Raw genomic sequence first — 25,885 nt, forward strand, 5'->3', positions numbered from 1 at the left:
GGGTTCGTCCGCGTGTGTCGGATTTGCGCAACCTGGCGTTACCGGTACAGCTCTTGCCAGGGCCGATGCTACGGCGGAGCGAGGTGGTGGGCCGGGGATTGAGAACCTGCGCGGATTCTTTGGCACTGTTCACAAAGTGGGGCACGCTCGACAGTGCCGACGACGTACGAACGCAAAGGGGACGGCCATGGCGATCGCGACGGTGAACCCGGCGACGGGTGCGGTGGAGCGCAGCTTCGACGCGCACACGCCCGGACAGGTCGAGGAGAAGATCGCGGCGGCCTACACGCGATGGCGCAGCTATCGGACCTCCACGTTCGCGCAGCGGTCGGCCTGGATGGTCGCGGCCGCCGAACTGCTCGAGTCCGAGGCGGACACGGTGGCCGCCGTCATGACCACCGAGATGGGCAAGACACTCGCGTCGGCGCGGGCCGAGGCGCTCAAGTGCGCGTCGGCGATGCGCTTCTACGCGGACCGCGCCGAGGGTTTGCTGCGCGACGAGCCGGCCGACCCGTCCACGGTAGGGGCGGTGCGGGCCTACGCGGCGTATCAGCCGCTGGGGGTGGTGCTGGCGGTCATGCCGTGGAACTTCCCGCTGTGGCAGGTGGTGCGGTTCGCGGCGCCGGCGTTGATGGCCGGCAACGTGGGACTGCTCAAGCACGCGTCGAACGTGCCGCAGACCGCGCTCTACCTCGAGGACCTCTACCGTCGGGCAGGCTTCCCCGACGGCTGCTTCCAGACGCTGCTGATCTCGTCGAGCGACGTCGAGCGGGTGCTGCGCGACGACCGCGTCGCGGCCGCGACGCTCACCGGCAGCGAGCCGGCGGGCCGGTCGGTCGCCGCCATCGCCGGTGACGAGGTCAAGCACACGGTCCTGGAGCTGGGCGGGTCCGATCCGTTCGTGGTGATGCCGTCGGCCGACCTCGCGCGCGCCGTCGAGGTGGCGGTCACCGCGCGGGTGCAGAACAACGGACAGTCGTGTATCGCCGCGAAGCGGTTCATCGTGCACGCCGACGTGTACGACGAGTTCGCGCAGCGGTTCGTCGAGGCGATGTCCGCGCTGACGGTGGGCGACCCGATGGATGCGGACACCCAGGTCGGCCCGCTCGCCACCGAGCAGGGACGCAAAGACGTCGAGGACCTCGTCGCCGATGCGGTAGCCGAGGGCGCGCGGGTGCTCTGCGGCGGCAGCCGGATCGACGGCGCCGGCTGGTTCTATCCGCCGACCGTGATCGCCGACATCTCCGCGCACATGGAGATGTACGCCGCCGAGGTGTTCGGTCCGGTCGCGTCGCTGTTCCGGGTCGCCGACATCGACGAGGCGATCGAGGTCGCCAACGCGACGAGCTTCGGGCTCGGGTCGAACGCCTGGACCGCCGATCCGGGTGAGCAGGCGCGTTTCGTGGCCGATCTGGAGGCCGGCGCCGTGTTCGTCAATGGCATGACCACCTCGCATCCCGAGTTGCCGTTCGGCGGGATCAAGCGTTCGGGCTACGGCCGCGAGCTCTCGGCGCACGGCATCCGCGAGTTCTGCAACATCAAGACGGTGTGGGTGGGGGAGTAGTCCGAGCCCCACGGCGACCGGACCCCGTCGGCCTGGCAGCTGATGCGGCGACGCCCGGCGGGGGTCACCCGCCGGGCGTCGCCGGTGACACGCGGTCCTACGCGACCTGCAGCTCCAACTCGTCGCCGCTGACGTCGACCGTCACCCGGCCGCCCTCGGCCAGCCGGTCGTCCAGCAGCAGATCGGCGATCCGGTCGTCGACCTCACGCTGGATGGTCCGGCGCAGGGGCCTGGCGCCGAACTCGGGCTCGTGGCCGTGCTCGGCGATCCAGTCCACCGCCTGATCGGTGAACTCGATGTCGATCTGCTTGGCGCTCAACCGTTCCCGGCTGTCGCCCAGCATCAGATCGGTGATCCGGTGCAGCTGCTCGGCCTCGAGCTTGCGGAAGATCACGATCTCGTCGATCCGGTTGAGGAACTCCGGCCGGAACGATTCACGCAGCCGGCCCATCAGTCGGTCCCGTAGCGGCTTCTCGGTCGCCTCCGGGGTGCCGGTGGTGAAGCCGAGACCGCCCGAGTGGGACGAGATGATGTCCGAACCCAGGTTGCTGGTCATGATCAGCACGGTGTTGGTGAAGTCGACCGTGCGACCCTGGCCGTCGGTCAGGCGCCCGTCGTCGAACACCTGCAGCAGCAGGTTGAACACGTCCGGGTGCGCCTTCTCCACCTCGTCGAGCAGGATCACCGAGTACGGGTTGCGGCGCACCTGCTCGGTCAGCTGGCCCGCCTCGCCGTAGCCGACGTACCCGGGAGGGGCGCCGACCAGGCGGCTGACCGTGTGCCGCTCGCCGAACTCGCTCATGTCCAGCCGGACCATCTTCGACTCGTCGCCGAACAGCGCGCCGGCGAGGGACTTCGCAAGCTCGGTCTTGCCGACGCCCGTCGGGCCGAGGAACAGGAAGCTGCCGACCGGGCGGTCGGGGTCGCCCATCCCGGCCCGGCTGCGCCGGACCGCACGTGCGATCGCGCTGACCGCGTCGTCCTGTCCGACCACGCGGCGGTGCAGCTCCTCCTCGAGTCCGCGCAGGCGGTCCTTCTCCTGCCGGGTCATCTGCGCGACGGGCACGCCGGTCGCCCGCGCGACCACCTCGGCGATGTCCTCGGCGCTCACCTGTGCGCGCTGCGGCTCGCCCGGCCCGGACAGCCGCGCCTGTGCGCCGGCGATCTCGTCGCGCAGCCGCGAGGCGCGCTCGTAGTCCTCGTCGGCGACCGCGCGGTCCTTCTCCGCGGTCAGCCGCTCGATGCGCTGCTGCGGGTCGGAACCCTTGTGCGCCAGCCGCTTGCGAGCGCCGGCCTGGTCGAGCAGGTCGATCGCCTTGTCCGGCAGGAACCGGTCGGCGATGTACCGCGTGGACAGTTCCACGGCGGCCGTGATCGCCTCGTCGGTGTACTGGACCCGGTGGTGCTCCTCGTACCGGTCCTGCAGGCCGCGCAGGATCTCGATCGCGTCCTGCGGCGACGGCTCGTCGACGGTCACCGGCTGGAAGCGGCGTTCGAGCGCCGGATCCTTCTCGATGTGCGTGCGGTACTCGTCGAGCGTGGTCGCGCCGACCAGGTGCAGTTCGCCGCGGGCCAGCTTCGGCTTGAGCATGTTGCCCGCGTCGACCGCACCCTCGGCGCCGCCGGCCCCGACGATCGTGTGCAGCTCGTCGAGGAAGACGATGATCTCGTCGCCGTGCGCGGTGATCTCGTCGATCACCTTGTTCAGGCGCTCCTCGAAGTCGCCGCGGTAGCGGGTGCCGGCGAGCATGCCCGGCAGGTCCAGCTGGACGACGCGCTTGCCGGCCAGCAGGTCGGGCACGTCCCCGTCGACGATGCGCTGTGCCAGTCCCTCGACGATCGCCGTCTTGCCGACGCCGGCCTCGCCGACGAGCACCGGGTTGTTCTTGGTGCGGCGGACCAGGATCTCGATGGCCTGCTCGATCTCGTCGGCCCGGCCGATCACCGGGTCGACCTTGCCGGACCGGGCCCGCTCGGTCAGGTCCTGGCCGTACTTGTCCAGCGTGGGGGTCTGCGAGGCCGCGCCTGCGGACCCCGCCGAACCCGCGCCCTCGGCCGGGCGTCCCTGTGCCGCCGCACGCAGCGACTCGGGCGTGATCCCGGCCTCGGCCAGCAGTGCACCGGCACTGACGTTCGGGTTCATCACCAGCGCCACCAGCAGGTGCGCCGGCGAGATCCGGTCCGTCCCGAAGGCGTTCGCGACCTGGCGGGCCTCCACCAGCGTGCGCCGCGAGCTCAGGTCGAGCGCGGGGCCGGACGTGCGCGAGACCATTTCCGGGTCACCCGCGGGCAGGCGGGTCCGCGCGGACTCGGCCAGCGCGTCCGGGTCGGCGCCCGCGGCCCGCACCAGCGCGCGGGCGGGGCTGGACTCGGCGGTCAGCGCGCGCAGCAGGTGCAGCGCCCCGACCTCGGGGTGTCCGAGCGTGACGGCGTCCTGGGCGGCCGCGGACAGCAGCTTCTTGCTGTCGGGGTCGAGCAGACGGCCGAGGTCGAGTCGGCGCGGCTGCGGGTCGCCGCCACCGGCGAACAGGCGCGCCATGAAGTCGTCGAACGGATTGGACCCGGGGCCGTCGGAACCGAACCCGCCGGGGCCGAAGTATGCAGGCATGCAATCTCCTCAAACTAGAGCGGGGTGCGCTCAATAAAACTTGAGCGTGTTCGACTCAACCAACCGGCGGATCGACGGATTGATTCCCGGCCGTCCCCGATGTGGGGTAGATGAGAGGTGGATCACATCCGATACAGGGAGGGTGACGATGACGGCGACGACGTCGCGTGACGGTGCGGTGGTGCAGACGCGGGAGGCCATGGCGGCCGAGACCTTCACGGGGGTACTGCTGCGGCGCGCCGAGGACGACCATCCGGGTCTGCTGTTCGAGGATCGGGCGTGGTCCTGGCGTGAGGTCATCGCCGAATGCGTCGCACGGGCCCACGTGCTCTGCGGTCTGCGCCGGGACGACGCTCCGCTGCACGTCGGTGTCCTGCTCGAGAACGTGCCCGAGTACCTGTTTCTGATCGGCGGCGCCGCGTTCGCCGGCGCCACACTGGTCGGGCTCAACTCGACCCGGCGCGGCGACGAACTCGCCGGGGACGCCCGGCGCGCCGACTGCGACCTGATCCTCACCGACCGCGCGGGCCTGCGACTGCTCGAGGGTGTCGACACCGGGGTCGCCGCCGATCGGGTGCTGCGGGTCGACGATGCGCAGTGGTCGGCCCGGGTCGGTGCCCACCGCGGGGCCGCGCGGCCGGCGGTTCCGGCGGCCGATGACCCGGCGAGTCTGCTGTTGTTGCTGTTCACCTCCGGGTCGACGGGCGCGCCCAAGGCGGTGCGCTGCACGTCCGGCCGGCTGGCGATGTTGGCGGCGGCCAACACCTGCGGCTTCACCCCGGACGACGTCACCTACAACGCTATGCCGCTGTTCCACGGCAACGCGATCATGGCCTGCTGGGCGCCGTCGGTGTATGCCGGTGCCACCCACGCTATGCGCCGCCGTTTCTCCGCGTCCGGGTTCGTGCCCGACATCCGCCGGGTCGGGGCGACGTTCGTGAACTACGTCGGGCGCAGCCTCGCCTACATCCTGAGCGTGCCGGAATCCGCCGAGGAGCGGAACACCGCGCTGCGCACCGTGTTCGGCACCGAGGCCGCCGCGCGTGACCGCGACGAGTTCGCCCGCCGCTTCGGTGTCCGTCCGATCGAGAGCTACGGCTCGAGCGAGGGCGCCATCGTCATCCACCTGACCGAGGACGCCCCGCCGACCTCGCTCGGGCTGGCGCCGGCCTTCATCGACGCACGGGTGTGGGACGCGAACGGCGCGGAGTGCCCGCCCGCACGGTTCGCCGCCGACGGCCGGTTGCTGAATCCGGAGGAGGCGATCGGGGAGATCGTCAACGCCACGGGCGCTGCGCTGTTCGAGGGGTACTACGGCGACGACGAGGCCGGGGCGCAGCGGATCGAGGGCGCCGCCTACCGGTCCGGCGACCTCGGCTACCGCGACGAGCACGGCTACTTCTACTTCGCCGGCCGGTCCGGGGACCGGTTGCGGGTCGACGGGGAGAACTTCTCGGCGGCGCCGATCGAACGGATCCTCGCCCGCTTCCCCGGAGTGCTGCTGGTGGCGGTGTTCCCGGTGCCGGATCCGCGCACGGGCGACCAGGTGATGGCCGTGGTGCAGATGCAGGACGGCACTCGCTTCGATCCGGGAGCGTTCGGCGAATTCCTCACGGCGCAACCGGACCTCGGCACCAAGTGGGCGCCACGGTTCGTCCGGGTGGTCGACGCCATCCCGGTGACGGGTACCCGCAAGATCGACAAACCGGCGCTGCGCCGGGCGGGCTGGCAGGAGGGCCGGGTGCTCCTCCGCGAGGCGAGGCAGCCGGGCTACGCGCCGCTCACCGAAGGCGCCCGGCGGGCGTTGCTCGCCGAGTTCGACAGGTATGGGCGTTCGCCGACCGCGTGACGACGGTTCAGATCGTCACGGCCAGCGCGGTCGCCCAGTATCTCGCGGCGTCGGGACCGAGGATCGGGACGAGTGCGTTGTAGATCAGATAGGACATGATCGGTGACCTCTCTCGGCTACCGATTCCAGTGTTGCACGCGTGCTGCACGCCGGGGCAGCGCAAGAAAAATGACCAGGCATATCGCCTGGTCATCCGTGGTGCCCCCTCTCGGGCTCGAACCGAGGACCTGCGGATTAAAAGTCCGTAGCTCTACCAACTGAGCTAAAGGGGCGTGCGAGCTGAACAATACTTCGGTCACCCGACCTGCGCGCCGCAGGGTGTCCGGTCCGGCATCATGTCGCCAAGGGTGCGACGCAGCCGTGCCGACGGTGACGGGTGGAGGTGGGACGGTGGCCGAACGTGTCGCCAACCGCAGCAGGGTGTATCGCGACGGAACTCTTGTCGGCGAGGACCTTCCGCTGAGCGAACTGGCCGCGCACCGCGAGCGCGGCGACCTGGTGTGGCTGGATCTGGTCATGCCCACCGCCGAGCAGATCGAACGAACGTCGGACGCGCTGGGCATCGACCTTCACCCGCTGGCCATCGAGAATGCGCTGGCCGCGCACCAGCGGCCGAAGCTGGTCCGCGCCGAGGGGCACAGTTACCTGCATCTCTACCTTGCCGCACCGCTGGACGGCGGCGGGCTCGCGCTCTCGGCGGTCTCGGCGTTCCTCTCGCCGCAGGTGTTCCTCACCATCGACCCCTCCGGCGGGCTGGATTTCGACGAACTGTCCGAGCGGTGCGACGAGAACCCCGATCTGTTCTCGCACGGGGTGGCGTTTCTGCTCTACACGCTGCTCGACGCCGTCGTCGACGGCTACTTCACGGTGATCGACGACCTCGACGAGGACGTGGGCGCGCTCGAGGACGCGCTGTTCGAACCCGATACGCGGCAGAACCAGCTGCAGACCTTCACGGTGCGCAAGAGCCTCTCGCAGCTGGCGCGGGTCGTGATGCCGATGCACGAGGTCCTCTCCACCCTGCTGCGGCGCGGGGTCAACGTCGTCGAGGACGAGCTCCTGCCGTACTTCCAGGACGTCTACGACCACGCGCTGCGGGCCGGGGAGCGCGTCGACGGCCTGCGCGACCTGCTCGGGTCGATCATCGCGACGAACCTTGCGATGCAGGGCAATCGGCTCAACGACATCATGAAGAAACTCGCCGCCTGGGGTGCGGTCGTCGCCATCCCCACCATGATCACCGGATACTTCGGCCAGAACGTCCCGTTCCCCGGCTTCGGGAATTCGTGGGGTCTGCTCATCAGCACCGTCGCCATCGTCGCGTTGGCCGGCGCGGCATGGCTCGGATTCCGCAACCGGGACTGGCTGTGACCGGATTCGATCGACCGAACGAAAAAGGTCACCACTAGAACGCGTGGCAATTCCGGTTTAGTGTGAGCGCCGCAACACTGAAGGCACTCCACGGACCCGGAAGGTTTTGCCCGCATGGCTCCTCAACAGGAACGCGCGCGCCGAACGCGCGCTGCGCTCGTGTCCGCGGCGGCGGCCGAGTTCAGTGATCACGGCTACGCGGCGGCATCGCTGAGTGCGATCCTGCGCAGGTCGGGGGCGACGAAGGGGGCGATGTACTTCCACTTCGAATCGAAGCAGGAATTGGCCAAGGCGGTCCTGGAGACGGCAGCCGACCGGCTGCTGGAGGTCTCCGCCCGGCTGATCGCCGCGCCCGACGGCAGGGTGGTCGAGACCCTGTACGGCCTCGCCGACGAGATCGCGCAGTTGTATCAGGAGGACGACGTGCTGCGCGCCGAGTTCCGGTTGGCGCTCGAGTCGGACCTGCTCGCCGACGTGGGCCTGTTCCCGTGCCGGATGTGGCAGTCGGTCGCCAACGACCTCGCCGAGCAGGCGCAGCGCGAGGGGCTGATGCGGCCCGGGTTCCGGCCCGAGGGGTTCGCGCGGATGCTGCTCGCGTTGTTCATCGGCCAGCGTTACCTGTGCGACCACGAATCCGATGTCGCCGGCCTGCGGGAGAACTTCGTCGATTCGCTGGAGACGCTGTTGCGCGCGTACGCCGACGAGAACTGGCTCGACGAACACCTGGAAAGCCGGAAAATTATGGCCTGACCAGGCGATTTGGGTATCTCGTAACTCGTGTCGTAGTCTTTCCTCACTCCCAACGGACAGCCGTTGAGGGTCCTTGCCGGTCCGGACCGGCGAGCCCCCTTCGTCTAGCGGCCTAGGACACCGCCCTTTCAAGGCGGCAGCGCGGGTTCGAATCCCGTAGGGGGTACGGTTAGACCGGTTCCACCGAGGTAGTACAGTTTCACAGCATGGCCCTGTGGCGCAGTTGGTTAGCGCGCCGCCCTGTCACGGCGGAGGTCGCGGGTTCGAGTCCCGTCAGGGTCGCTCATGTAGCGATTGGCATCCGAGCAATCGGGTGCCGTCCGGCCAGGTAGCTCAGTTGGTACGAGCGTCCGCCTGAAAAGCGGAAGGTCGCCAGTTCGATCCTGGCCCTGGCCACCAGCATCGCGGAAACCCCCGAGGCGATCATCGCCCGGGGGTTTTCTCCTGTCGTGGGTCGATCAGTCGGTATCGGATCACCGGTGGTGGATCACCGGTGGCTGCCGGCGGGGCCGAGGAATCGGGCCAGTTCGCGGTCCCACTGCGCATCCCGCGAGCACCAGATGCGGTAGCGCCCGAATCCCCAGCAGGCCGCCAGTGCCATCAGCCCGGCCAGCCAGGTCGAGAGCCCCACCATGATCGCGGCGCTCTGGGCGTCGATCCCGGTCAGCGGGCGGGCCGTGGGGTTGCCGGCGTCGTCGACCCAGGTCTGCACCGTGGTCCCTTTCGGGGTGCCGTAGTCGACATCGATGGGTCCGCGATGCGGGTGCCCCTGCCAGGCCCAGTCGGCGTCTACCCGGAGCGGCTTGTCGCCGGCGTATCCGAGCGAGGTCACCGCGGCGGCGGGAGCCGCCACCAGCGTGACGGCGGAGATCTGGTGGGCGTCGGCCTGCTGACGTGAGGCGAGGGCGGACTGGCTCGACCAGGTGCGCAGCCCGAGCCATGAGGCGACCGGGAACAGTGCGATCAGTGCGACGATCGCGGTGGCGGTCAACAGGGTCTCGATCAGGTCGCTGCGGCGGGTGAGGGGGTCCTTCGGATGAAGTGATCGCCAGAACACTCGGGATCGGTGGACCCTGCACCGCATCGTGACCACGCACCTCCCGGCCGGGTTGGATTGCTGCTACTTCCAGCTTCGTCCTTGTGTGCGAGGTGTTCAAGAGCAGTGCGTGAAGGTCAGCAGTGGAACCTCGACCTCCTCGGGGGTCAGCGACCCGTGATGTCCGAGCATCGACGACTGGCGGGGTTCGATCGAGCGGCGGATCAGCGCTGCGGACGACCGCGCGACCGCGAGCAGATCGCCGATGCGCGGCAGCACCGCGGGCGCGACCACGGGGCCGAACCAGCCCCGGGCGATCGCGTCGGCGCGGTCGAGGACCTCGAAGTCCTCGCCCAGCCGGCGCCGCCAGGTCGCACGAACCCGTTCGGTCGCACCCGGTTCGGTGTAGAGGTGCCGGGCCCGCGGCTCGCCGCCGAGCAGCCGCACCCCCTCCGTCAACTCGGGTTCGGCGTCGACGTCGATCGCCTCGCCGACCCGGACCATGCCGTGATCGGCGGTGACGACCAACGCGCCGTCCGCGGGCAGCCGCTCCGCGATCTGCCGCGCCATCCGGTCCACGTGGGCCAACTCCAGGCGCCACGCCTCGGAGTCCGGGCCGCGCACGTGACCGGTGTAGTCGAGCTCGCCGTGATACGCGTAGACGAAGGTGCGTGCGCTCTCGCCGCCACCCTCACCTCGGCCCGCGCACAGCGCCCCCGCGGCCGACGCCGCCAGGTCGCCGAGGGAGACGGTCGCGTGAAAGGTGCCGCCGCGCAATGAGGCCCGCGTCAGGCCCGACCGCTCCAGTGGCGCCGGACCCAGGCTGGCGACGGCGACGCCGTCCGCGGCGGCACGCTCGAACAGGGTCTGCCGAGGCTGGAACTGCTCGGGCACAACCTCTTTGAACAGGTCGACGTGCGGCCCGGGGCCGTGCAGGCGCCAGGCCAGTGGGTTCATCAGGCGGTCCTGGCCGGGCACCGCCAGCAGATAGCCGACCACCCCGTGCTCGCCCGGCGGCAGCCCGGTGCCCAGCGAGCTGAGGCTGGTCGCGGTCGTCGACGGGAAGCCCGCGGTCAGTATCGGCGATCGGGGGGTCTCGGCCAGCCTCGCGTACAGGAACGGCGCCGCTTCCGGGTTCGCGGCGAGCAACCGGGCCCCCAGCCCGTCGATCAGCAGCAGGCAGATCCGCCGGACCGAGTGGTCCAGGCCCAGCCCGATCCGGTCGGACTGGCCGGGCACGCCCAACGTCGAGAGCAGTGCGGGGACGACGTCGGCCGACGATGCCTCGCCGTACCGTGGCGCGAGCAACATCGGTCCAGGCTATCGCCGCGTGTGCGGTTGCCGACCCCCGTCGGCCGACTTAAGGTTTGCCGGATGCAATCGCCTGACGCGGTTGCCGAACCCCTTGCACAGGTGGAGGTACAGATGGCCAAGCCCGGTCCGTTCGCCGGAATGTCGCGCAGGGAGTTCTTTGCGAAGTCCGCCGCGGCGGGGGGCGCGGCGATGCTGGCGTCGTGGGCGGGGCCGGTGATCGAGCGTGCCTACGCGGCGGACCCCGCAGGGATGGGCGGACTGGGGGACATCGAGCACATCGTGCTGCTGATGCAGGAGAACCGCTCCTTCGACCACTACTACGGAACGCTCTCCGGGGTGCGAGGCTTCGACGACCCGTCCCCGGCGTGGAAGCAGTACGGCTACGCGCCGGGTTCGCCGTCGCCCTCGGCGTTCGGCTCGTCCGGGATCAACTCCGCGAACGTCGGGTCGTCCTCCGGCGGGGCGGTCGACGCGAACGGATACCTGCTGCCGTTCCGGCTCGACACCAATCGCGGGCCGTCGCTGGACGGCGAGTGCATCAACGACCCGACCCACTCCTGGGGACCGCAGCACCAGGCGTGGAACGGCGGCAGGATGGACCAGTGGGTCAAGGTCCACCTCGAACACGAGGGGCCGGGCAACGGCCCGGCGACCATGGGCTACTACACCCGCGCGGACATCCCCGTGCACTACGACCTCGCGGACGCGTTCACGGTGTGCGACCACTACTTCTGCTCGGTGATGGGCCCGACCGACCCGAACCGGCTGTACTGGATGAGCGCGCACATCGACCCGGAAGGCAAGAACGGCGGACCGCTGGTCGAGACGCCGACGCTGATCCCGAAGAACGTCTACAGCTGGCGCACCATGCCCGAGAACCTCGAAGAGGCCGGGGTGAGCTGGAAGATCTATCAGAACAAGGACGTCGGTCCCATCTCCAGCGTGATCCTCGACGGGATGATGGGCTGCTTCAAGCAGACGGCCGGCAGCCCGGCGTTGCAGCGCAAGGGCGTCGACCCCAGCTACCCCGACGACTTCAAGACGGACGTGCAGAACGGGACGCTGCCGGCGGTGTCGTGGGTGGTGCCCTCGCTGCTCGACTGCGAGCATCCCGCGCTTCCGCCGGCCCTGGGCGCGGTCGGGATCGTGCAGGTGCTCGACATCCTGACCTCCAACCCGGCGGTGTGGGAGAAGACCGCGCTGATCATCAGTTACGACGAGAACGGTGGGTTCTTCGACCACGTGACGCCGCCGACCGCACCGCCCGGCACACCGGGGGAGTACCTGACGGTCCCGCTCGGGTCGGTCGCCGAGGCCGACGGCATCGCCGGGCCGATCGGGCTGGGGTTCCGCGTGCCGGGCATCGTCATCTCGCCGTTCAGCCGCGGCGGGCTGGTCTCCTCGGAGGTCTTCGACCACACCTCGCAGCTGCGGCTGATCGAGCGCCGGTTCGGGGTGGACGTGCCGAACCTGACGCCGTGGCGGCGGCAGACGGTGGGGGACATGACGTCCGCGTTCAACTTCGCCGCACCGCCCAACGCGACCGTGCCGAAGCTCGATCCGCAGCCCCGGGTCGCGCCGGCGCTGGCCCAGTGCGGTCCGAACATGGCGCTGGGCTTCCTCGACAAGGGCATCCCGTACCCGGTGCCGCCGAACAGCATGCCGAAGCAGGAGCCGGGTACGCGCGGCAAGCCGAGCGGACTGGCCTGATCTTCGCGACCCTGATCTGCGCGACCCTGGTCCCCGCGACCGTGACGGGGTGCCGTCGCGCCGTAGGGTGTGCCTCATGAGCGACCTCGACCCCGCCGCCGATCCCGCCGCGGGCACGCGCCGTGATCAGCGCAAGGCCGACCGGCGCCGGGTGATCCTGCGGTCGGCCGCGCGGCTGTTCGCCGAGCGCGGCTACCGCGGGGTGTCGATGCGCGACCTCGGCGCGGCCGCCGACGTGAGCGGTCCGGCGATCTACCGGCACTTCGCGAGCAAACAGGACGTGTTGGTGGAACTGCTGGTCGGCATCAGCGAGCGTCTGCTCGAGGGCGGGCGCCGCCAGGTCGCCGAGTCCGGGTCGGACCGGGAGGCGCTGGAGCGGTTGGTCGCGGCGCACGCGGAGTTCGCGGTGACGGACACGGACCTGATCCGTGTCCAGGACCGGGACATGAGCATGCTGCCGCCGGACGCGGCGCACACCGTCCGGCGCCTGCAACGCTCGTATGTCGAGGTGTGGGTCGACGCGCTGCGCCGACTCGATCCTGCCCTCCCTGCCGATCGCGCGCGCATCAAGGCGCATGCCGCGTTCGGTCTGCTCAACTCGACGCCGTACAGCGCGCGCTCGGCGTCCTGCGGCGAGCTCACCGACCTGCTGACGCGGATGACGCTGGCCGCGTTGGCCTGACCGCCTGACGGTCTGACCGACGGGACGCCCTCGGCTTCGCGCAGCACTGTCTTCGCACAGCACTGTCCGGAATCCGGACAGCCACGGAGAGTGCCGGATGTGGAGTATGTCGTAGATCACATTCGAACGGGTACATTCGCGGACACGGGGACTCGCGTTCGCGGGTCGCCCGTGGCGGGCACACCCGCACCTCCGATGCGCAAGGAGACGCCGATGGGCACACTTTCGTCCGGCCGCTCGCTGCCGAGCTACTCGTCCGGGACCTGGGACGAGCCGATGCTCGGTGACACCATCGGAGACGATCTCGACCGCGCGTGCGCCGCGTATCCCGAGCGGGATGCGCTCGTCGACCACGCGACGGGACGCAGTTGGACCTATCGTCGGCTGGTCGACGACGTCGACGCGGTGGCAGCCGGGTTGCTACGCCGCGGCATCGTCAAGGGCGACCGGGTGGGCATCTGGGCGCCGAACTGCCCCGAGTGGGTGCTGACGCAGTACGCGACCGCCAAGATCGGCGCCATCCTGGTGAACATCAACCCCGCCTACCGCTCGCACGAATTGCAGTACGTGCTCGAACAGGCCGGCATCCGCATGCTGGTCTCCGCCGCGAGCTTCAAGGCCTCCGACTACGCGGAGATGATCGAATCCGTGCGCGGAGGATGTCCCGCGCTCGAGTCGGTGGTGCTGCTCGGCACCGACGGATGGCGGGCACTGGTCGACGACGGCCGTGCTGCCCTGACCGGCGACCCGGAGCTTGTCGCGCTCGCGCAGGGCGCGCTGTCCGCGGACGACCCGATCAACATCCAGTACACCTCGGGCACGACCGGATTCCCCAAGGGGGCCACCCTCAGTCATCACAACATCCTCAACAACGCGTACTTCGTGGGCGAGCTGTGCCACTACAGCGAGCAGGACCGGGTGTGCATTCCGGTGCCGTTCTACCACTGCTTCGGCATGGTGATGGGCAACCTCGCGTGCACCAGTCACGGTGCGGCCATGGTGATTCCGGGCCCCGCCTTCGATCCGCGCGCCACGCTCGATGCGGTGCAGGCGCAGCGGTGCACCTCGCTGTACGGGGTGCCGACGATGTTCATCGCGGAACTGGCGCAGCCCGATTTCGACGACTACGACCTGTCCAGCCTGCGCACCGGGATCATGGCCGGCTCGCCGTGCCCGGTCGAGGTGATGAAGCAGGTCATCGAGCGGATGGGCATGACGGAGGTCTCGATCTGCTACGGCATGACCGAGACCTCGCCGGTGTCGTTGCAGACCCGCTCGCACGACACGATCGATCAGCGGGTCTCGACGGTCGGGCGGGTCGGTCCGCATCTGGAGGTCAAGATCGTCGATCCGGCAACGGGGTTGACGGTGCCGCGCGGCGAGGCAGGTGAGCTGTGCACGCGCGGATACTCGGTGATGCTGGGGTACTGGGACGGCACCGTGAAGCCGGCTGGAGCGGAGCCTGCGGAGCGACCATACAAGCAGGGGCCGATTGATGCCGCGCGCTGGATGCACACCGGCGACATCGGGGTGATGGACGACGACGGGTACGTGGCGATCACCGGCCGGATCAAGGACATGGTCATCCGCGGCGGCGAGAACATCTATCCCCGCGAGATCGAGGAGTTCCTCTACGCGCACCCGGACATCCTCGACGCCCAGGTGATCGGCGTGCCCGACGAGCGGTACGGCGAGGAACTGATGGTCTGGGTGCGCTTGCGCGAGGGCGCGGCCGAGCTCGACGCCGCGGCACTGCGCGATTTCTGTGCGGGCAGGCTCGCCCACTACAAGATCCCGCGTTACGTGCACGTCGTCGACGAGTTCCCGATGACGGTCACCGGCAAGGTGCGCAAGGTCGAGATGCGCGAGCGGTCGATCGAGCTGCTCGGCCGCGGCTAGGGAGGTAGGCGGATGCGGTCCGGGCAGACGACGGGCGCACGCCCCGCTCAGGTCGCGGTGCGGCCCGACATCGAGTTGTCGTGGAAGCGTTCGGAACTCAGTGGCGTCGACCCGGCACGATGTTTCGACGCCGGACCACTGCCGGAGGTCGACCCGGACAGCGTGCTGTTGCGGGCGGCGGGACCGGTGCTGGATGAGGTGGGTCGTCAGCTCGCGGGCACCGGCCTGTGCGTGCTGCTGGCGGACCGGGACTGCCGCGTCATCGCCCGGGTATTCGACACCCGCGGAGTCGAACGCCACCTGGAGGGCCTCGGCGTGGTGATCGGTTCCGGCTTCGGCGAGGAACACGCCGGCACCAATGCGCTCGGCACCCCGCTGGAGATCCGCCGCGGCGTGATGGTGCACGGTGCCGAACACTTTCTCGACCAGTTCAAGGGCCTGAGCTGCTACGGCCAGCCGATCATCCACCCGGTGACCAACCGTGTGGAGGGTATCCTGGACATGACCTGCATTGCGCCACAGGCGAATGCGATGTTCGCGCCGTTCCTGCAGCGTGCCGCCGCCGACATCGAGCGCAGGCTGCTGGAGGGGGCGCGGGCGTCGCAGCAGCGGCTCGTCGACGCCTTTCAGCGGATCAGCCCGCAGTCGAACGTCGCAGTGGCCGCAATCGGCGAGGATCTGCTGCTGAGCAATCGGGCGGCCCTCGAACTGCTCGACGTCGCCGACCACGTCGCGCTGCGGGCCATCGGCTCGGACCTGCGGGCCGACCAGTCCCGGACGGCTCGCGTCACCCTCGCGTCCGGGGCGGAGGCGAGCGTGCAGGCCGATCGGGTCGAGGGGGCGAACGGCGGCACGCTGTTCGTGGTCCGGCCGATACCGCCGACGCCCGTCCGACGGCCCCGTTCTCGGCGCCCCCGGATCGATCGCACCCGCACGGAGTTGCAACGCGCCCGCGACAGCGCCGCGGCGGTGGTGGTGTCCGGCGAGCCCGGATCGGGACGCACCACGGCGGCAGGTGATCTCGTCGCGCACCGATCGGCCGGACGGCTCGACGCCACCCGGGTGCCGGTGGTCGGGGCGCAGGAGTGGACGGCCGAACTGGCGCGGACGACCGAGGGCCGCGTGGATCCGGTCGTGGTGGAGAACATCCAGTTGCTGCCCGAGGCGGCGGTGGCCCTGCTCGCGGGACGGGTCTGCGAGGCCGGTCGGCCGCAGGTGGTGTTGACCTGCGGCCCTGTCGACGAGCTGCCCGGACCCGTCGCCGCCCTGGTGGCGCGATGCCCGGAGCGGATCGTGCTGCCGCCGCTGCGGGCCCGGCGCGACGAGCTGCCGGCGATGGCCCAGGCCATGCTCGACGGCATCGGCCCGGGGCTCTCGCTCACGGCCACGGCCCTGGAGGCGCTGCTGGCGCAGCAGTGGCCCGGCAATCTGACCGAACTGCGGACCGTGCTGACCCGGACCGCGGACAGGGCGACGAGCCGCCGGCTCACGGTGGCCGACCTGCCCGAGGCCTATCGCACCAGCACCCGGGTCGCGCGGCTGGCCGGGCGCGAACGCGCCGAGCGGGAGGCGATCGTCGATGCGCTCCGGGCGCACGCCGGAAACAAGGTGCACGCCGCCGCGGCGCTCGGAATCAGCCGCAGCACACTGTATTCGCGCATCCGTGCGCTCGACATCCGGGTCTGATCCGGCGGGACCAGCGCGGGCGGATCAGGCCGGCGGTGCCCGGAACCCGTCGACGAAAACGGTCACCACGTCGCGTGCGAGCGTGTCCGCCGGGTAGTCGTCGGAGGGGCGGTACCACTGCGAGGCCATCCAGACGGCGTTGCGCAGCAGCATGTGGAACACGTGCGGGTCGATGTCCGCGCGGAACTGTCCGGCCGCGACGCCCGCGGTGATGGTGTCGGTCCAGAACCCTTCGAGTTCGGCGGCGACAGGACCCAGGTCGGCCTCGAGCATCTGTTCCTGCATGTAGTCCAGTTCGTTCTGCCAGATGCGCGTGGCGTGCGGATAGGACTCGGCCGCCAGGACCGCGGTCCGTACCAGGATCTCGAGCCGGGTGATCGGATCGTCGCGTCCGGCCAGAGCCTCGCGGAAGCGGACCCGCAGGTCGAGCAGGTACTCGCGGATCACCTCATAGACGATCGTCTCCTTGGAGGGGAAGTAGTGGTACAGCGTCCCCGAGTAGACGCCGACCGCGTCGGCGATCTGCCGAACGGTGGTGGAAGCCACGCCGTGAGCTGCGAAGACTTCCGCCGCGCAGTCGAGAATCTGGCGCTTGCGTTCCCGTGGATCCATGAGCGCCAGCCTATCGGGAACCGTCGCGCCGACTGAACGCTCGATCAACGCCGAACGGGGTCGATGCAGGGGTGCCGCGATCCCTGTACAGCTGGGCGGAAACGCTGTTCCCCGGCCGATCCGGGTGTTCCTACGCTACCGCGGAGATCACCACCGAAAGGGGTAGCCGATGCAGCAGCTCGATTGTGACACCTGTGGGAACCGCGTACTCGTCGAGAAGTTCAGTGAGTGTCACACCAGCGTTCAATGGATCGACGACGCCGGCAGCCGGTGTCCGGAGTTCCGCGCCCGGGCCGACCGGGGACAGTCCAGCATGTTCGTCACTTCGTGTGCTGCGCTGAGCGATTCGATCTGGAATGCGTTCCGGGATGGCCGACTGACGGAATCCTCGCGGGAGATCGGCAGTGTTCCGTTGGACGGAACTGTGCTGTCACAGCCCATGTCCGAGTCGTCACAGTGAGTGGAGCACCGAGGATCCGGTGAGTCGAACGGCCGGTGAATCGAACTGGAAGTAGCCGAACAGGAGTGGAGTGAGCGATGACGGTGGACACGAGTGTCGACGAGGAAGTGCGCAGCATCGAGGTCGGTGCGGACCCGACCCGTTACGCCCGCGGCTGGCACTGCATCGGACTGGCGCAGACCTTCAGAGACGGGAAGCCGCACCAGGTGAAGATCTTCGGCACCGACCTGGTGGTGTGGGCGGACAGTGCCGGTGAGCTGAACGTGCTCGACGCCTACTGCCGGCACATGGGCGGGAACCTGGCGATGGGCGAGGTCAAGGGCGACGACATCGCGTGCCCGTTCCACGACTGGCGCTGGGGAGGAAACGGTCGATGCGCGGGCATCCCCTATGCCCGGCGTGTCCCCCTGCGTGCGAAGACCCGCGCCTGGATTAGCATGGAGCGCAACGGGTTGTTCTTCGTGTGGAACGACCCGCAGGGCAACCCTCCGCCGGAGGGCGTCACGATCCCGGAGATCGACGGATTCGAGTCGGGCCAGTGGAGCGAGTGGACGTGGAACACCTATCTCGTGGAGGGTTCGAACTGCCGCGAGATCGTCGACAACGTCGTGGACATGGCGCACTTCTTCTACGTCCACTTCCAGATGCCCGAGTTCTTCAAGAACGTCTTCGAGGGACACATCGCCGCGCAGCACATGCGCTCCTCCGGACGTGACGACATCCAGACCGGTGTGCAGCTGAACATGCCTGATGCGCAGACGGTCTCGGACGCCTACTACTTCGGGCCCTCCTTCATGCTGGACACCGTCTACACGATCGCCGGCGGCCGGAAGGTGGAGACGAAACTGGTCAACTGCCACTACCCGATCACCCAGAACTCGTTTCTGCTGCAGTACGGCACGATCGTGAAGACGGTGGAAGGCGTCACGGACGAGGAGGCCTCGGCGATGGCGACCATGTTCACTGAAGGGGTCGAGACCCAGTTCCTGCAGGACGTCGAGATCTGGAAGCACAAGACCCGCATCGAGAACCCGCTGCTGACCGAGGAGGACGGCCCGGTCTACCAGTTGCGGCGTTGGTACCAGCAGTTCTTCGTGGACGTCGAGGACGTCGCCGCGGACATGACCAAGCGGTTCGAGTTCGAGGTGGACACCACTCGTGCCCTGCAGAACTGGGCGGCGGAGGTGCAGGAGAACCTCACCCGGTCGGGCTCCGAGTAGTCCGGCGCCGAACGTGACTGTGCCCTCGGGTGTCTGAAGCCGGGGGCACAGTCGTCGGGGCGCACGGGTCAGGCGGGGAGCTCGCGAGCCCCGTATCCCGACTCGATGCTCTTCCAGACCGCGTGGGCCGCCGCCCGCACCGGCCCTTCGAGAGCCCACGAGTGAAACCTGCCGGTGGGTCCGCACACCGAGAGCGCGCCGACAGTCGTCCATCGGTCCCCGATCGTCGCGGCGACGCAGGACAATCCCAGCGCGGCCTCGTCCCGGTCGTGCGCGACATCGCGCTCCCGGATCGCGGCCAGTTCGCGCCGGAACGGTTCCGGCGCCGCGGTGCTCGCGCAGGCGTCGATGCTCGCGAGCATCGACTTACCGAGTGCGGTGCGGCGAGCGGGTTGCCGGCCGCCCACACGCGACGGCACCATCGGTCCGAGATCGCCGCCGATCTTCTCCAGGTAGAGGACGTCGTCGCCCGCGAGCACACCGAGGTGCACGACCAGCCCGGTGGCGGCGTGGAGCCGGTGCAGGATCGGCAGCGCCGACCGGTGCAACCGGTCGTGGTGCAGCGCGAGCGCCCCGAGCTCGAACATCTTCATCCCGAGTTCGTAGGCGTCGCCGCAACGCCGGATCCACCGCAGCCGCACGAGTTGAACGAGCATCCGGTGGGTGGACGAGCGGGGGAACCCCGTGCGTCGGGCCAGCTCCGAGAGCGTCAGGCGCTCGCGATCGTCGAAGGCGTCGAGCAGCGTCGAGATGCGATCGAGCACGGCGACCGGTGAGTGTTCACCGCCAGGCATAGGGGTCCTCCAGAGGTGCGAAGTCCAACCGCAGACTGAAAGTGAACACGCATTGATCAAGCGCTCAATCGGCGGCCTGCGGCGACTATAACAGTGCGCGTGACGCCCGTCACTCGCACTGTGCGCCCCGGTCTGCAGCGCCCGGGTCCACCACGTCGCGATCTATGACGTCGCGATCTGCGATGCGGCCGCGACCCCGGCGGCCAGCACCTCGCGGCCGGTGCCCTCCGCGTCGAGGAGGCGGTTGGTCCGCGAGGTGACCCGCCATCCGGCATCGGTTCGCCGCAGCTCCCACCGATTGGCGCTCAACCGGCTGACGCGGAATCCGTCGCGGGTCGGGTTCTGCGTGATCAGCTGGGAGTAGAGCGTGGCGACGGCGCGGTCTCCGGACACGGTCACGTGTGCCGGGCCGGTGACGTGACCGCATCCCCCGTGCACGTACCCCTGGTGCGTCTCCGAGGACACCATCCGGCGAATGGCGTCGCGGCCGTCCATTCGGCCGGTGTCGACGTCGTAGACGCCGTCCGCGGTCCAGATGTCCGACACGACGTCCGCGGCGCAGGTGTCGACCGCGGGACCGTAGGAGTAGATCAGCCGGGTGATGTCGAGGTGATCCTGCAAGAGGCCGACCCGCTCTTCGAGTCGGTGCAGTCGCTGCTCCAGTTCGGCCCTGTCGTCGGTGGTCATCGCGGTGCCTTTCGTCGAATGTGGTTGTTCCCGTGACCGATTCCAATCGGATGTCCCGTGGTGTGCCGACCGATGTTCCGCTCACCGGAAGCGCCGTCTCGGTCCGGTCGGTGTCCGAACCTTGGACAGTTCGGCGTGCGAGAACCGGCGAAACATGACGTGTGTCACAACGCAACTTCTCGTCTGGAGGCCCGAAGATGACAGCGCTCGTCGAATATCCGGTCCGGTCCGAGGTCACGTCCTTCCTCTCCGGCGGACCCAAGCGTCTGCTGATCGGCGGGGAGTGGGTGCCCGCCGCGTCCGGCCGGACCTTCCCCACCCACGACCCGGCCACGGGGGCGGTGCTCGCGGAAGTGGCGTACGGGCAGACCGACGACGTCGACCGGGCGGTCCGCGCGGCCCGACGCGCCTTCGACGACGGCCCCTGGCAGGCGATGAAGCCCAACGAACGCGAACGGCTGCTGTGGCGGGTCGGTGACCTGCTGTCGGAGCGGGCGGAACAGTTCGGCCAGCTCGAGTCCCTCGACAACGGCAAGTCGGCGGGCATCGCCACCGCCGTCGACACCGCCTGGGCGGCAGACGTTTTCCGCTACTACGCGGGCTGGGCCACCAAGATCGAGGGCAGCACCGTCAACGTGTCCATGCCGTTCGCCCCCGGCGGGCAGTTCCACGCCTACACGCTGCGCGAGCCGGTCGGCGTGTGCGGATTGATCGTGCCGTGGAACTTCCCGCTGCTGATGGCCGCGTGGAAGCTCGCCCCGGCGCTCGCCGCCGGCAACACCGTCATCCTCAAGCCGGCCGAGCAGACCCCGTTGACGGCGCTGCTGCTCGGTGAGTTGTTCTGCGAGGCAGGGTTCCCACCGGGCGTCGTCAACATCGTCACCGGCTTCGGCGACGCCGGGGCGGCGCTGTCCGGTCACGACGACGTCGACAAGATCGCCTTCACCGGGTCCACCGAAGTCGGCAAGAAGATCGTCGACGCGGCCAAGGGCAACCTGAAGAAGGTCTCGCTCGAACTCGGCGGCAAGAGCCCCAACATCGTCTTCGCCGACGCGGACCTCGATCTCGCGGTGGAGGGGTCGCTGAACGCGTGGCTGTTCAACCACGGCCAGTGCTGCGTCGCCGGGACGCGACTGTTCGTGGAGGGCACGATCTTCGACGAGTTCACCCGGGCCGTCGCCGACGCCGCGAGCCAGGTGAAGATCGGTCCCGGACTCGATCCGTCCACCCAACTCGGACCGCTCGTCTCGCAGGAACAATTCGACAAGGTCACCGGCTATCTCGCCGCGGGGCTCGCCGACGGCGCCCGCGCACTGACCGGTGGCAAGCGGTGGGGGGAGCAGGGCTTCTTCGTCGAGCCGACGGTGTTCGTCGACGTCGAGCCGGAGTTCTCGATCGTGCAGGAGGAGATCTTCGGCCCCGTCGTCGCGGCGATGCCCTTCGACGCCGACGCCGGTGTGGCCGCCGCGGCCAACGACTCGATCTACGGTCTGGCCGCAGGCATCTGGACCAAGGACATCTCCAAGGCGCACCGCACCGCCCGGCAGATCAAGGCCGGTTCCGTGTGGATCAACCAGTACAACGGCTTCGACACGGCGATGCCGTTCGGCGGCTACAAGCAGTCGGGCTGGGGCCGTGAACTCGGCGCGGCCGGACTCGACGCCTACACGATCACCAAGTCCGTGAACATCGCACTCTGACCTCGCCGCGACACCGGCCGACCCACCAGCGCAAGGAGATCCCTCATGAAGACGACAGCCGCAGTCCTGCTCGAGGCCGGCAGGCCCTTCGAGATCACGGAGTTGGACCTGGACGGGCCCGGCCCGGGCGAGGTGCTGATCAAGTACACCGCCGCCGGGCTGTGCCATTCCGACCTGCACCTGACCGACGGTGACCTGCCGCCGCGGTATCCCATCGTCGGCGGGCACGAGGGCTCCGGCATCGTCGAGGACGTCGGCCCGGGCGTGACCAAGGTCAAGCCGGGCGACCACGTGGTGTGCAGCTTCATCCCGAACTGCGGGACCTGCCGTTACTGTTCGACCGGCCGGCAGAACCTGTGCGACATGGGCGCGACCATCCTTGAGGGCTCGATGCCCGACGGTACGTTCCGATTCCACGGTGGCGGCAAGGACTTCGGGGCGATGTGCATGCTCGGCACGTTCGCCGAGCGCGCCACGATCTCGCAGCACTCGGTGGTCAAGGTCGACGACTGGCTGCCGCTCGAGACGGCCGTGCTGGTCGGGTGCGGGGTGCCGTCGGGGTGGGGGACCGCGGTCAACGCCGGCGATCTGCGGCCGGGCGACACCGCCGTCATCTACGGCATCGGCGGCCTGGGCATCAACGCCGTGCAGGGTGCGGTCGCCGCCGGCTGCAAGTACGTGGTGGTGGTCGATCCGATCGCGCTCAAGCGGGACACCGCGCTCAAGTTCGGCGCCACCCACGCGTTCGCCACCGCCGACGAGGCCGCCACCAAGGTTTCGGAGCTGACCTGGGGCAAGGGTGCGGACGCGGCGCTGATCCTGGTCGGCACCGTCGACGAGGCGGTCGTCTCCGCCGCGACTGCGGTGATCGGCAAGGGCGGGACGGTGGTCATCACCGGACTGGCCGACCCGGCGAAGCTGACCGTGCACGTCTCGGGCTGTGACCTGACTCTGAACCAGAAGACCATCAAGGGCTCGCTGTTCGGCTCGATGAACCCGCAGTACGACATCGTCAAGCTGCTGCGCCTCTACGACGCCGGACAGCTCAAGCTCGACGAACTGGTCACCACCCGGTACCGGCTCGAAGACATCAACCAGGGCTATCAGGACCTGCGCGACGGCAAGAACATTCGTGGCGTGATCGTGCACGACTGATCCGCAGCGTCGCCGGATCGGGTGACCTCACCCGGTCCGGCGACGGGGCGGTCCGGACTGCCCGTCACACGAAGTACGACACCATCAGCACCGCCGTCGAAAAAGCCAGCATGCCCAGGCAGTTCAGCCAGAACGCCTGTCCCAGGAACCGGGCCCGGTAGTGCGCGTACGCGGCGCACAGGAAGTACGCGACGACCGCCGCATTGGCCGCGAAACCGATGCCGCCGTACCGCAACCCGGCCAATAGTCCCACCGTCGCCAGCAGTTTGACCGCGATCAGGCTCCACCACCAGTCCCGCGGGAACTCCACGCCGTCGAGGCAGTCGCGGATGAAGGCCGGCGGGCGCAGCGACATCACCGCGTCGGACAGCAGGACCAGCGCGAGCAGCGCCGTGAGCCACCAGAATTGGGGAGTGGAGGTCATCGCGGGGATCCTTCCGGAGAGATGATGTGGCGAACGACGTCGCGGAACTGGTCGATGGCGGTGTCCTGGTCGAGTGCGCCGCTGCTCGCGGTCATGAGCACGCCCAGGTAGGCGAAGTAGACTGCCCGTGCCCCGCGGCCGGCCGATTCCGGGGAGATCCCCGTCCGCACCAACACCGCGTGGAGCTCGCCCAGCAGCGCGAGCGCGAGCCGCTCGAAGATCTCCGACGTGTGGGATCCACGCACGATGATCGCCGCGTACTCGCGGGAGAGCTCACGATCGCGCGCGAAGTACTCCACGAAGGGCTCCAGCAGGCCGATGATCGCGTCGGCGGCCTGGCCGGGGGCGAGGACCGCGTCTGCCGTCGACGCGATGGTCCGGCCGGCGTGGACCTGGCCGATCCAACCCTCGAAGATCGCCACCAGCAGGCCCGCCTTGTCGCCGACCGCCATGACGGTGCCGGTGCTCACCTCGGCGGCGGCGGCGATCTGCCGCACGGTGGTGGCGCCGTACCCACTCTCGCGGAACAGCCGCTCGGCCGTGGACAGCACCTTCTGCCGCGTCGCATCACGCTGCTCGCCCCTTGACTGAACGTGTTCAGTGAACATGTTCATCAAGCTAGGCCGCGCGGAGACCGGGCGCAAGGGTTTCGACGGAGAACCCTGGACAGTGAGCCGGATCACGGCTATCTTGGTGTCAGTTAATAAGTGTTAACCGAAACTCGTGCGGGTGGCCCTCCGGCCGCCCGCCCCGGGACCGGCAAGGGGATTCGATGCCCGTCGATGTGAAGACGAACCGGGAGGACCACCTCCAACTGGTCGCGCAGTTGCGCGACCGCCTGTCCGCCGCGGCGCTGGGCGGCAGCGAACGCTCGCGCGAACGGCACGTGAGTCGCGGCAAGTTGCTGCCGCGCGACCGGGTGGACACACTGCTCGACCCCGGCAGCCCGTTCCTCGAACTCGCGCCGCTCGCCGCGAACGGCATGTACGACGACGCCTGCCCCGGCGCCGGCATGATCGCGGGCATCGGCCGGGTGTCCGGCCGCGAGTGTGTGATCGCCGCGAACGACGCGACCGTCAAGGGCGGCACCTACTACCCGATCACGGTCAAGAAGCACCTGCGTGCGCAGGAGGTGGCGCTGCAGAACAACCTGCCGTGCATCTACCTGGTGGACTCCGGCGGCGCGTTCCTGCCCCGTCAGGATGAGGTCTTCCCCGACCGTGACCACTTCGGCCGGATCTTCTACAACCAGGCGACCATGAGCGCCAAGGGGGTTGCGCAGATCGCTGCGGTGATGGGCTCGTGCACGGCCGGTGGCGCGTACGTGCCGGCGATGAGCGACGAGGCGGTCATCGTGCGCAACCAGGGGACGATCTTCCTCGGCGGTCCGCCGCTGGTGAAGGCGGCCACCGGCGAGGTCGTCACGGCCGAGGAGCTCGGCGGCGGCGACCTGCACTCGAAGGTCTCCGGTGTCACCGACCACCTCGCCGCCGACGACCGTGACGCGCTGCGCATCGTCCGCAACATCGTCGCCACGCTCGGCCCGCGGGCCGAAACCCCGTGGGACCGTGCGCAGACGGTTCCGCCGATCGCCGACCAACACGAGCTCTACGACGTGGTGCCGACCGACCCGCGCACGCCGTACGACGTGCACGAGGTGATCACCCGAATGGTCGACGGCGCAGGCGGGGCCGGGACGGCCGGCGCCGGTGGCTCGAGCTTCCAGGAGTTCAAGGCCGAGTACGGCAAGTCGCTGGTCACCGGCTTCGCGCGCATCCACGGGCATCCCGTCGGCATCGTCGCAAACAACGGCGTACTGTTCACCGAATCCGCGCTCAAGGGAGCGCATTTCATCGAGCTCTGCGACAAGCGCAGCATCCCGCTGCTGTTCCTGCAGAACATCGCGGGGTTCATGGTCGGCCGCGACTACGAGGCCGGCGGCATCGCCAAGCACGGCGCAAAGATGGTCACGGCGGTCGCGTGCGCACAGGTGCCCAAACTGACCGTGGTCATCGGGGGGTCCTACGGGGCGGGCAACTACTCGATGTGCGGTCGCGCGTATTCTCCGCGCTTCCTGTGGATGTGGCCGAACGCCCGGATCTCGGTGATGGGCGGCGAACAGGCGGCCTCGGTGCTCGGCAGCGTGGGCGCGGGCGTTGCTTCAGGACGCGACCCCGATTCGATCAAGGCGCAGTACGAGGCGCAGGGCAACCCCTACTACTCGACCGCGCGACTCTGGGACGACGGGATCATCGATCCGGCCGACACCAGAACCGTGCTGGGACTGGCGCTGTCGGTGTGCGCGCAGGCGCCGATCGAGCCGGTCTCCTACGGCGTCTTCCGAATGTGAGCGGACGGAGAACA

The 25,885-nt window shown here is 69.2% G+C and carries 21 protein-coding genes and 4 tRNA genes; 16 read left to right on the top strand and 9 right to left on the bottom strand.

Features of this window, described 5'->3' with window-relative positions; all coding sequences use genetic code 11:
* Positions 1-187 precede the first annotated feature (187 nt).
* Positions 188-1,564: an NADP-dependent succinic semialdehyde dehydrogenase gene (locus G4X40_RS15970; RefSeq protein ID WP_277833864.1), complete on the top strand. Its 1,377-nt coding sequence runs from the start codon at positions 188-190 to the stop codon at positions 1,562-1,564.
* 97 nt (positions 1,565-1,661) lie between these two features.
* Here the strand turns inward: G4X40_RS15970 and G4X40_RS15975 are convergent, their stop codons facing one another.
* Entirely contained in the window at positions 1,662-4,172 is a 2,511-nt protein-coding gene (locus tag G4X40_RS15975) for an ATP-dependent Clp protease ATP-binding subunit (RefSeq protein WP_408642225.1), read from the bottom strand.
* 199 nt (positions 4,173-4,371) lie between these two features.
* Between G4X40_RS15975 and G4X40_RS15980 the strand changes: the two genes are divergently transcribed.
* Positions 4,372-6,021 carry an AMP-binding protein gene (locus G4X40_RS15980; protein WP_408642234.1) on the top strand — a complete coding sequence of 550 codons (1,650 nt, stop codon included), beginning with the start codon at positions 4,372-4,374 and terminating at the stop codon, positions 6,019-6,021.
* 196 nt (positions 6,022-6,217) lie between these two features.
* Here the strand turns inward: G4X40_RS15980 and G4X40_RS15985 are convergent.
* Positions 6,218-6,293 (bottom strand) — tRNA-Lys (locus G4X40_RS15985).
* Between the two features lie 118 nt (positions 6,294-6,411).
* Between G4X40_RS15985 and G4X40_RS15990 the strand changes: the two genes are divergently transcribed.
* From G4X40_RS15990 to G4X40_RS16010, 5 genes are all read left to right on the top strand, one after another.
* Positions 6,412-7,392 carry a magnesium transporter CorA family protein gene (locus G4X40_RS15990; protein ID WP_277833866.1) on the top strand — a complete coding sequence of 327 codons (981 nt, stop codon included), beginning with the start codon at positions 6,412-6,414 and terminating at the stop codon, positions 7,390-7,392.
* A gap of 114 nt (positions 7,393-7,506) precedes the next feature.
* On the top strand, positions 7,507-8,142 hold the full coding sequence (locus G4X40_RS15995) for a ScbR family autoregulator-binding transcription factor (protein ID WP_277833867.1): 636 nt from the start codon (positions 7,507-7,509) through the stop codon (positions 8,140-8,142).
* Positions 8,143-8,235: 93 nt separating this feature from the next.
* Positions 8,236-8,308, top strand: a tRNA-Glu gene (locus tag G4X40_RS16000).
* A 42-nt stretch (positions 8,309-8,350) separates the two neighbouring features.
* Positions 8,351-8,424 (top strand) — tRNA-Asp (locus G4X40_RS16005).
* Between the two features lie 40 nt (positions 8,425-8,464).
* Positions 8,465-8,541 (top strand) — tRNA-Phe (locus tag G4X40_RS16010).
* Between the two features lie 88 nt (positions 8,542-8,629).
* Here G4X40_RS16010 and G4X40_RS16015 read toward each other — a convergent pair.
* Both G4X40_RS16015 and G4X40_RS16020 read right to left on the bottom strand, forming a co-directional pair.
* Positions 8,630-9,199, bottom strand: coding sequence for an Rv1733c family protein (locus G4X40_RS16015; protein WP_277833868.1), 570 nt, complete (start codon positions 9,197-9,199; stop codon positions 8,630-8,632).
* A 96-nt stretch (positions 9,200-9,295) separates the two neighbouring features.
* Positions 9,296-10,489 carry an alkaline phosphatase family protein gene (locus G4X40_RS16020; protein ID WP_277833869.1) on the bottom strand — a complete coding sequence of 398 codons (1,194 nt, stop codon included), beginning with the start codon at positions 10,487-10,489 and terminating at the stop codon, positions 9,296-9,298.
* A 114-nt stretch (positions 10,490-10,603) separates the two neighbouring features.
* On the opposite strand from G4X40_RS16020, the gene G4X40_RS16025 reads away from it, so the two are divergent.
* The 4 genes from G4X40_RS16025 (at position 10,604) to G4X40_RS16040 (ending at position 16,469) form a co-directional block, all read left to right on the top strand.
* Positions 10,604-12,202, top strand: coding sequence for a phospholipase C (locus G4X40_RS16025; RefSeq protein WP_277834171.1), 1,599 nt, complete (start codon positions 10,604-10,606; stop codon positions 12,200-12,202).
* A gap of 76 nt (positions 12,203-12,278) precedes the next feature.
* Positions 12,279-12,884 (top strand): TetR/AcrR family transcriptional regulator, encoded by a 606-nt coding sequence (locus G4X40_RS16030; protein ID WP_277833870.1) that lies wholly within the window; start codon positions 12,279-12,281, stop codon positions 12,882-12,884.
* Between the two features lie 276 nt (positions 12,885-13,160).
* Positions 13,161-14,783 (top strand): AMP-binding protein, encoded by a 1,623-nt coding sequence (locus G4X40_RS16035; RefSeq protein ID WP_408642235.1) that lies wholly within the window; start codon positions 13,161-13,163, stop codon positions 14,781-14,783.
* 12 nt (positions 14,784-14,795) lie between these two features.
* A complete protein-coding gene (locus G4X40_RS16040) occupies positions 14,796-16,469 on the top strand; it encodes a sigma-54-dependent Fis family transcriptional regulator (RefSeq protein ID WP_277833872.1) in 1,674 nt (557 codons plus the stop codon).
* 24 nt (positions 16,470-16,493) lie between these two features.
* Here the strand turns inward: G4X40_RS16040 and G4X40_RS16045 are convergent, their stop codons facing one another.
* Positions 16,494-17,081: a TetR/AcrR family transcriptional regulator gene (locus tag G4X40_RS16045; protein WP_277833873.1), complete on the bottom strand. Its 588-nt coding sequence runs from the start codon at positions 17,079-17,081 to the stop codon at positions 16,494-16,496.
* 169 nt (positions 17,082-17,250) lie between these two features.
* Here G4X40_RS16045 and G4X40_RS16050 point away from each other — a divergent pair, with 169 nt between their 5' ends.
* Both G4X40_RS16050 and G4X40_RS16055 read left to right on the top strand, forming a co-directional pair.
* On the top strand, positions 17,251-17,541 hold the full coding sequence (locus G4X40_RS16050; RefSeq protein WP_277833874.1) for a hypothetical protein: 291 nt from the start codon (positions 17,251-17,253) through the stop codon (positions 17,539-17,541).
* A 77-nt stretch (positions 17,542-17,618) separates the two neighbouring features.
* Entirely contained in the window at positions 17,619-18,761 is a 1,143-nt protein-coding gene (locus G4X40_RS16055) for a Rieske 2Fe-2S domain-containing protein (protein ID WP_277833875.1), read from the top strand.
* Positions 18,762-18,829: 68 nt separating this feature from the next.
* Here G4X40_RS16055 and G4X40_RS16060 read toward each other — a convergent pair whose 3' ends face one another.
* Both G4X40_RS16060 and G4X40_RS16065 read right to left on the bottom strand, forming a co-directional pair.
* The gene (locus G4X40_RS16060; protein WP_277833876.1) at positions 18,830-19,555 is read right to left on the bottom strand and encodes an IclR family transcriptional regulator; all 726 of its coding nucleotides are present in this window, start codon (positions 19,553-19,555) and stop codon (positions 18,830-18,832) included.
* Between the two features lie 162 nt (positions 19,556-19,717).
* Positions 19,718-20,242 (bottom strand): nuclear transport factor 2 family protein, encoded by a 525-nt coding sequence (locus G4X40_RS16065; protein WP_277833877.1) that lies wholly within the window; start codon positions 20,240-20,242, stop codon positions 19,718-19,720.
* A gap of 197 nt (positions 20,243-20,439) precedes the next feature.
* Here G4X40_RS16065 and G4X40_RS16070 point away from each other — a divergent pair, with 197 nt between their 5' ends.
* Together G4X40_RS16070 and G4X40_RS16075 are read left to right on the top strand one after the other, a co-directional pair.
* On the top strand, positions 20,440-21,942 hold the full coding sequence (locus G4X40_RS16070) for an aldehyde dehydrogenase family protein (RefSeq protein WP_277833879.1): 1,503 nt from the start codon (positions 20,440-20,442) through the stop codon (positions 21,940-21,942).
* Positions 21,943-21,987: 45 nt separating this feature from the next.
* Positions 21,988-23,097: an NDMA-dependent alcohol dehydrogenase gene (locus tag G4X40_RS16075; protein ID WP_277833881.1), complete on the top strand. Its 1,110-nt coding sequence runs from the start codon at positions 21,988-21,990 to the stop codon at positions 23,095-23,097.
* Between the two features lie 64 nt (positions 23,098-23,161).
* Here G4X40_RS16075 and G4X40_RS16080 read toward each other — a convergent pair whose 3' ends face one another.
* Positions 23,162-23,521, bottom strand: a complete 360-nt coding sequence (locus G4X40_RS16080; RefSeq protein WP_277833883.1) for a DoxX family protein — start codon at positions 23,519-23,521, stop codon at positions 23,162-23,164.
* Complete coding sequence (locus G4X40_RS16085; protein ID WP_277833885.1) at positions 23,518-24,129, bottom strand: TetR/AcrR family transcriptional regulator; 612 nt, start codon at positions 24,127-24,129, stop codon at positions 23,518-23,520. Before G4X40_RS16085 ends, G4X40_RS16080 begins: the two co-directional genes overlap by 4 nt.
* Positions 24,130-24,293: 164 nt before the next feature.
* On the opposite strand from G4X40_RS16085, the gene G4X40_RS16090 reads away from it, so the two are divergent.
* Entirely contained in the window at positions 24,294-25,871 is a 1,578-nt protein-coding gene (locus tag G4X40_RS16090; RefSeq protein WP_277833887.1) for a carboxyl transferase domain-containing protein, read from the top strand.
* Positions 25,872-25,885 lie beyond the last annotated feature (14 nt).

It is taken from the genome of Speluncibacter jeojiensis (assembly GCF_029589495.1).
GTDB lineage: Bacteria > Actinomycetota > Actinomycetes > Mycobacteriales > Mycobacteriaceae > Speluncibacter > Speluncibacter jeojiensis.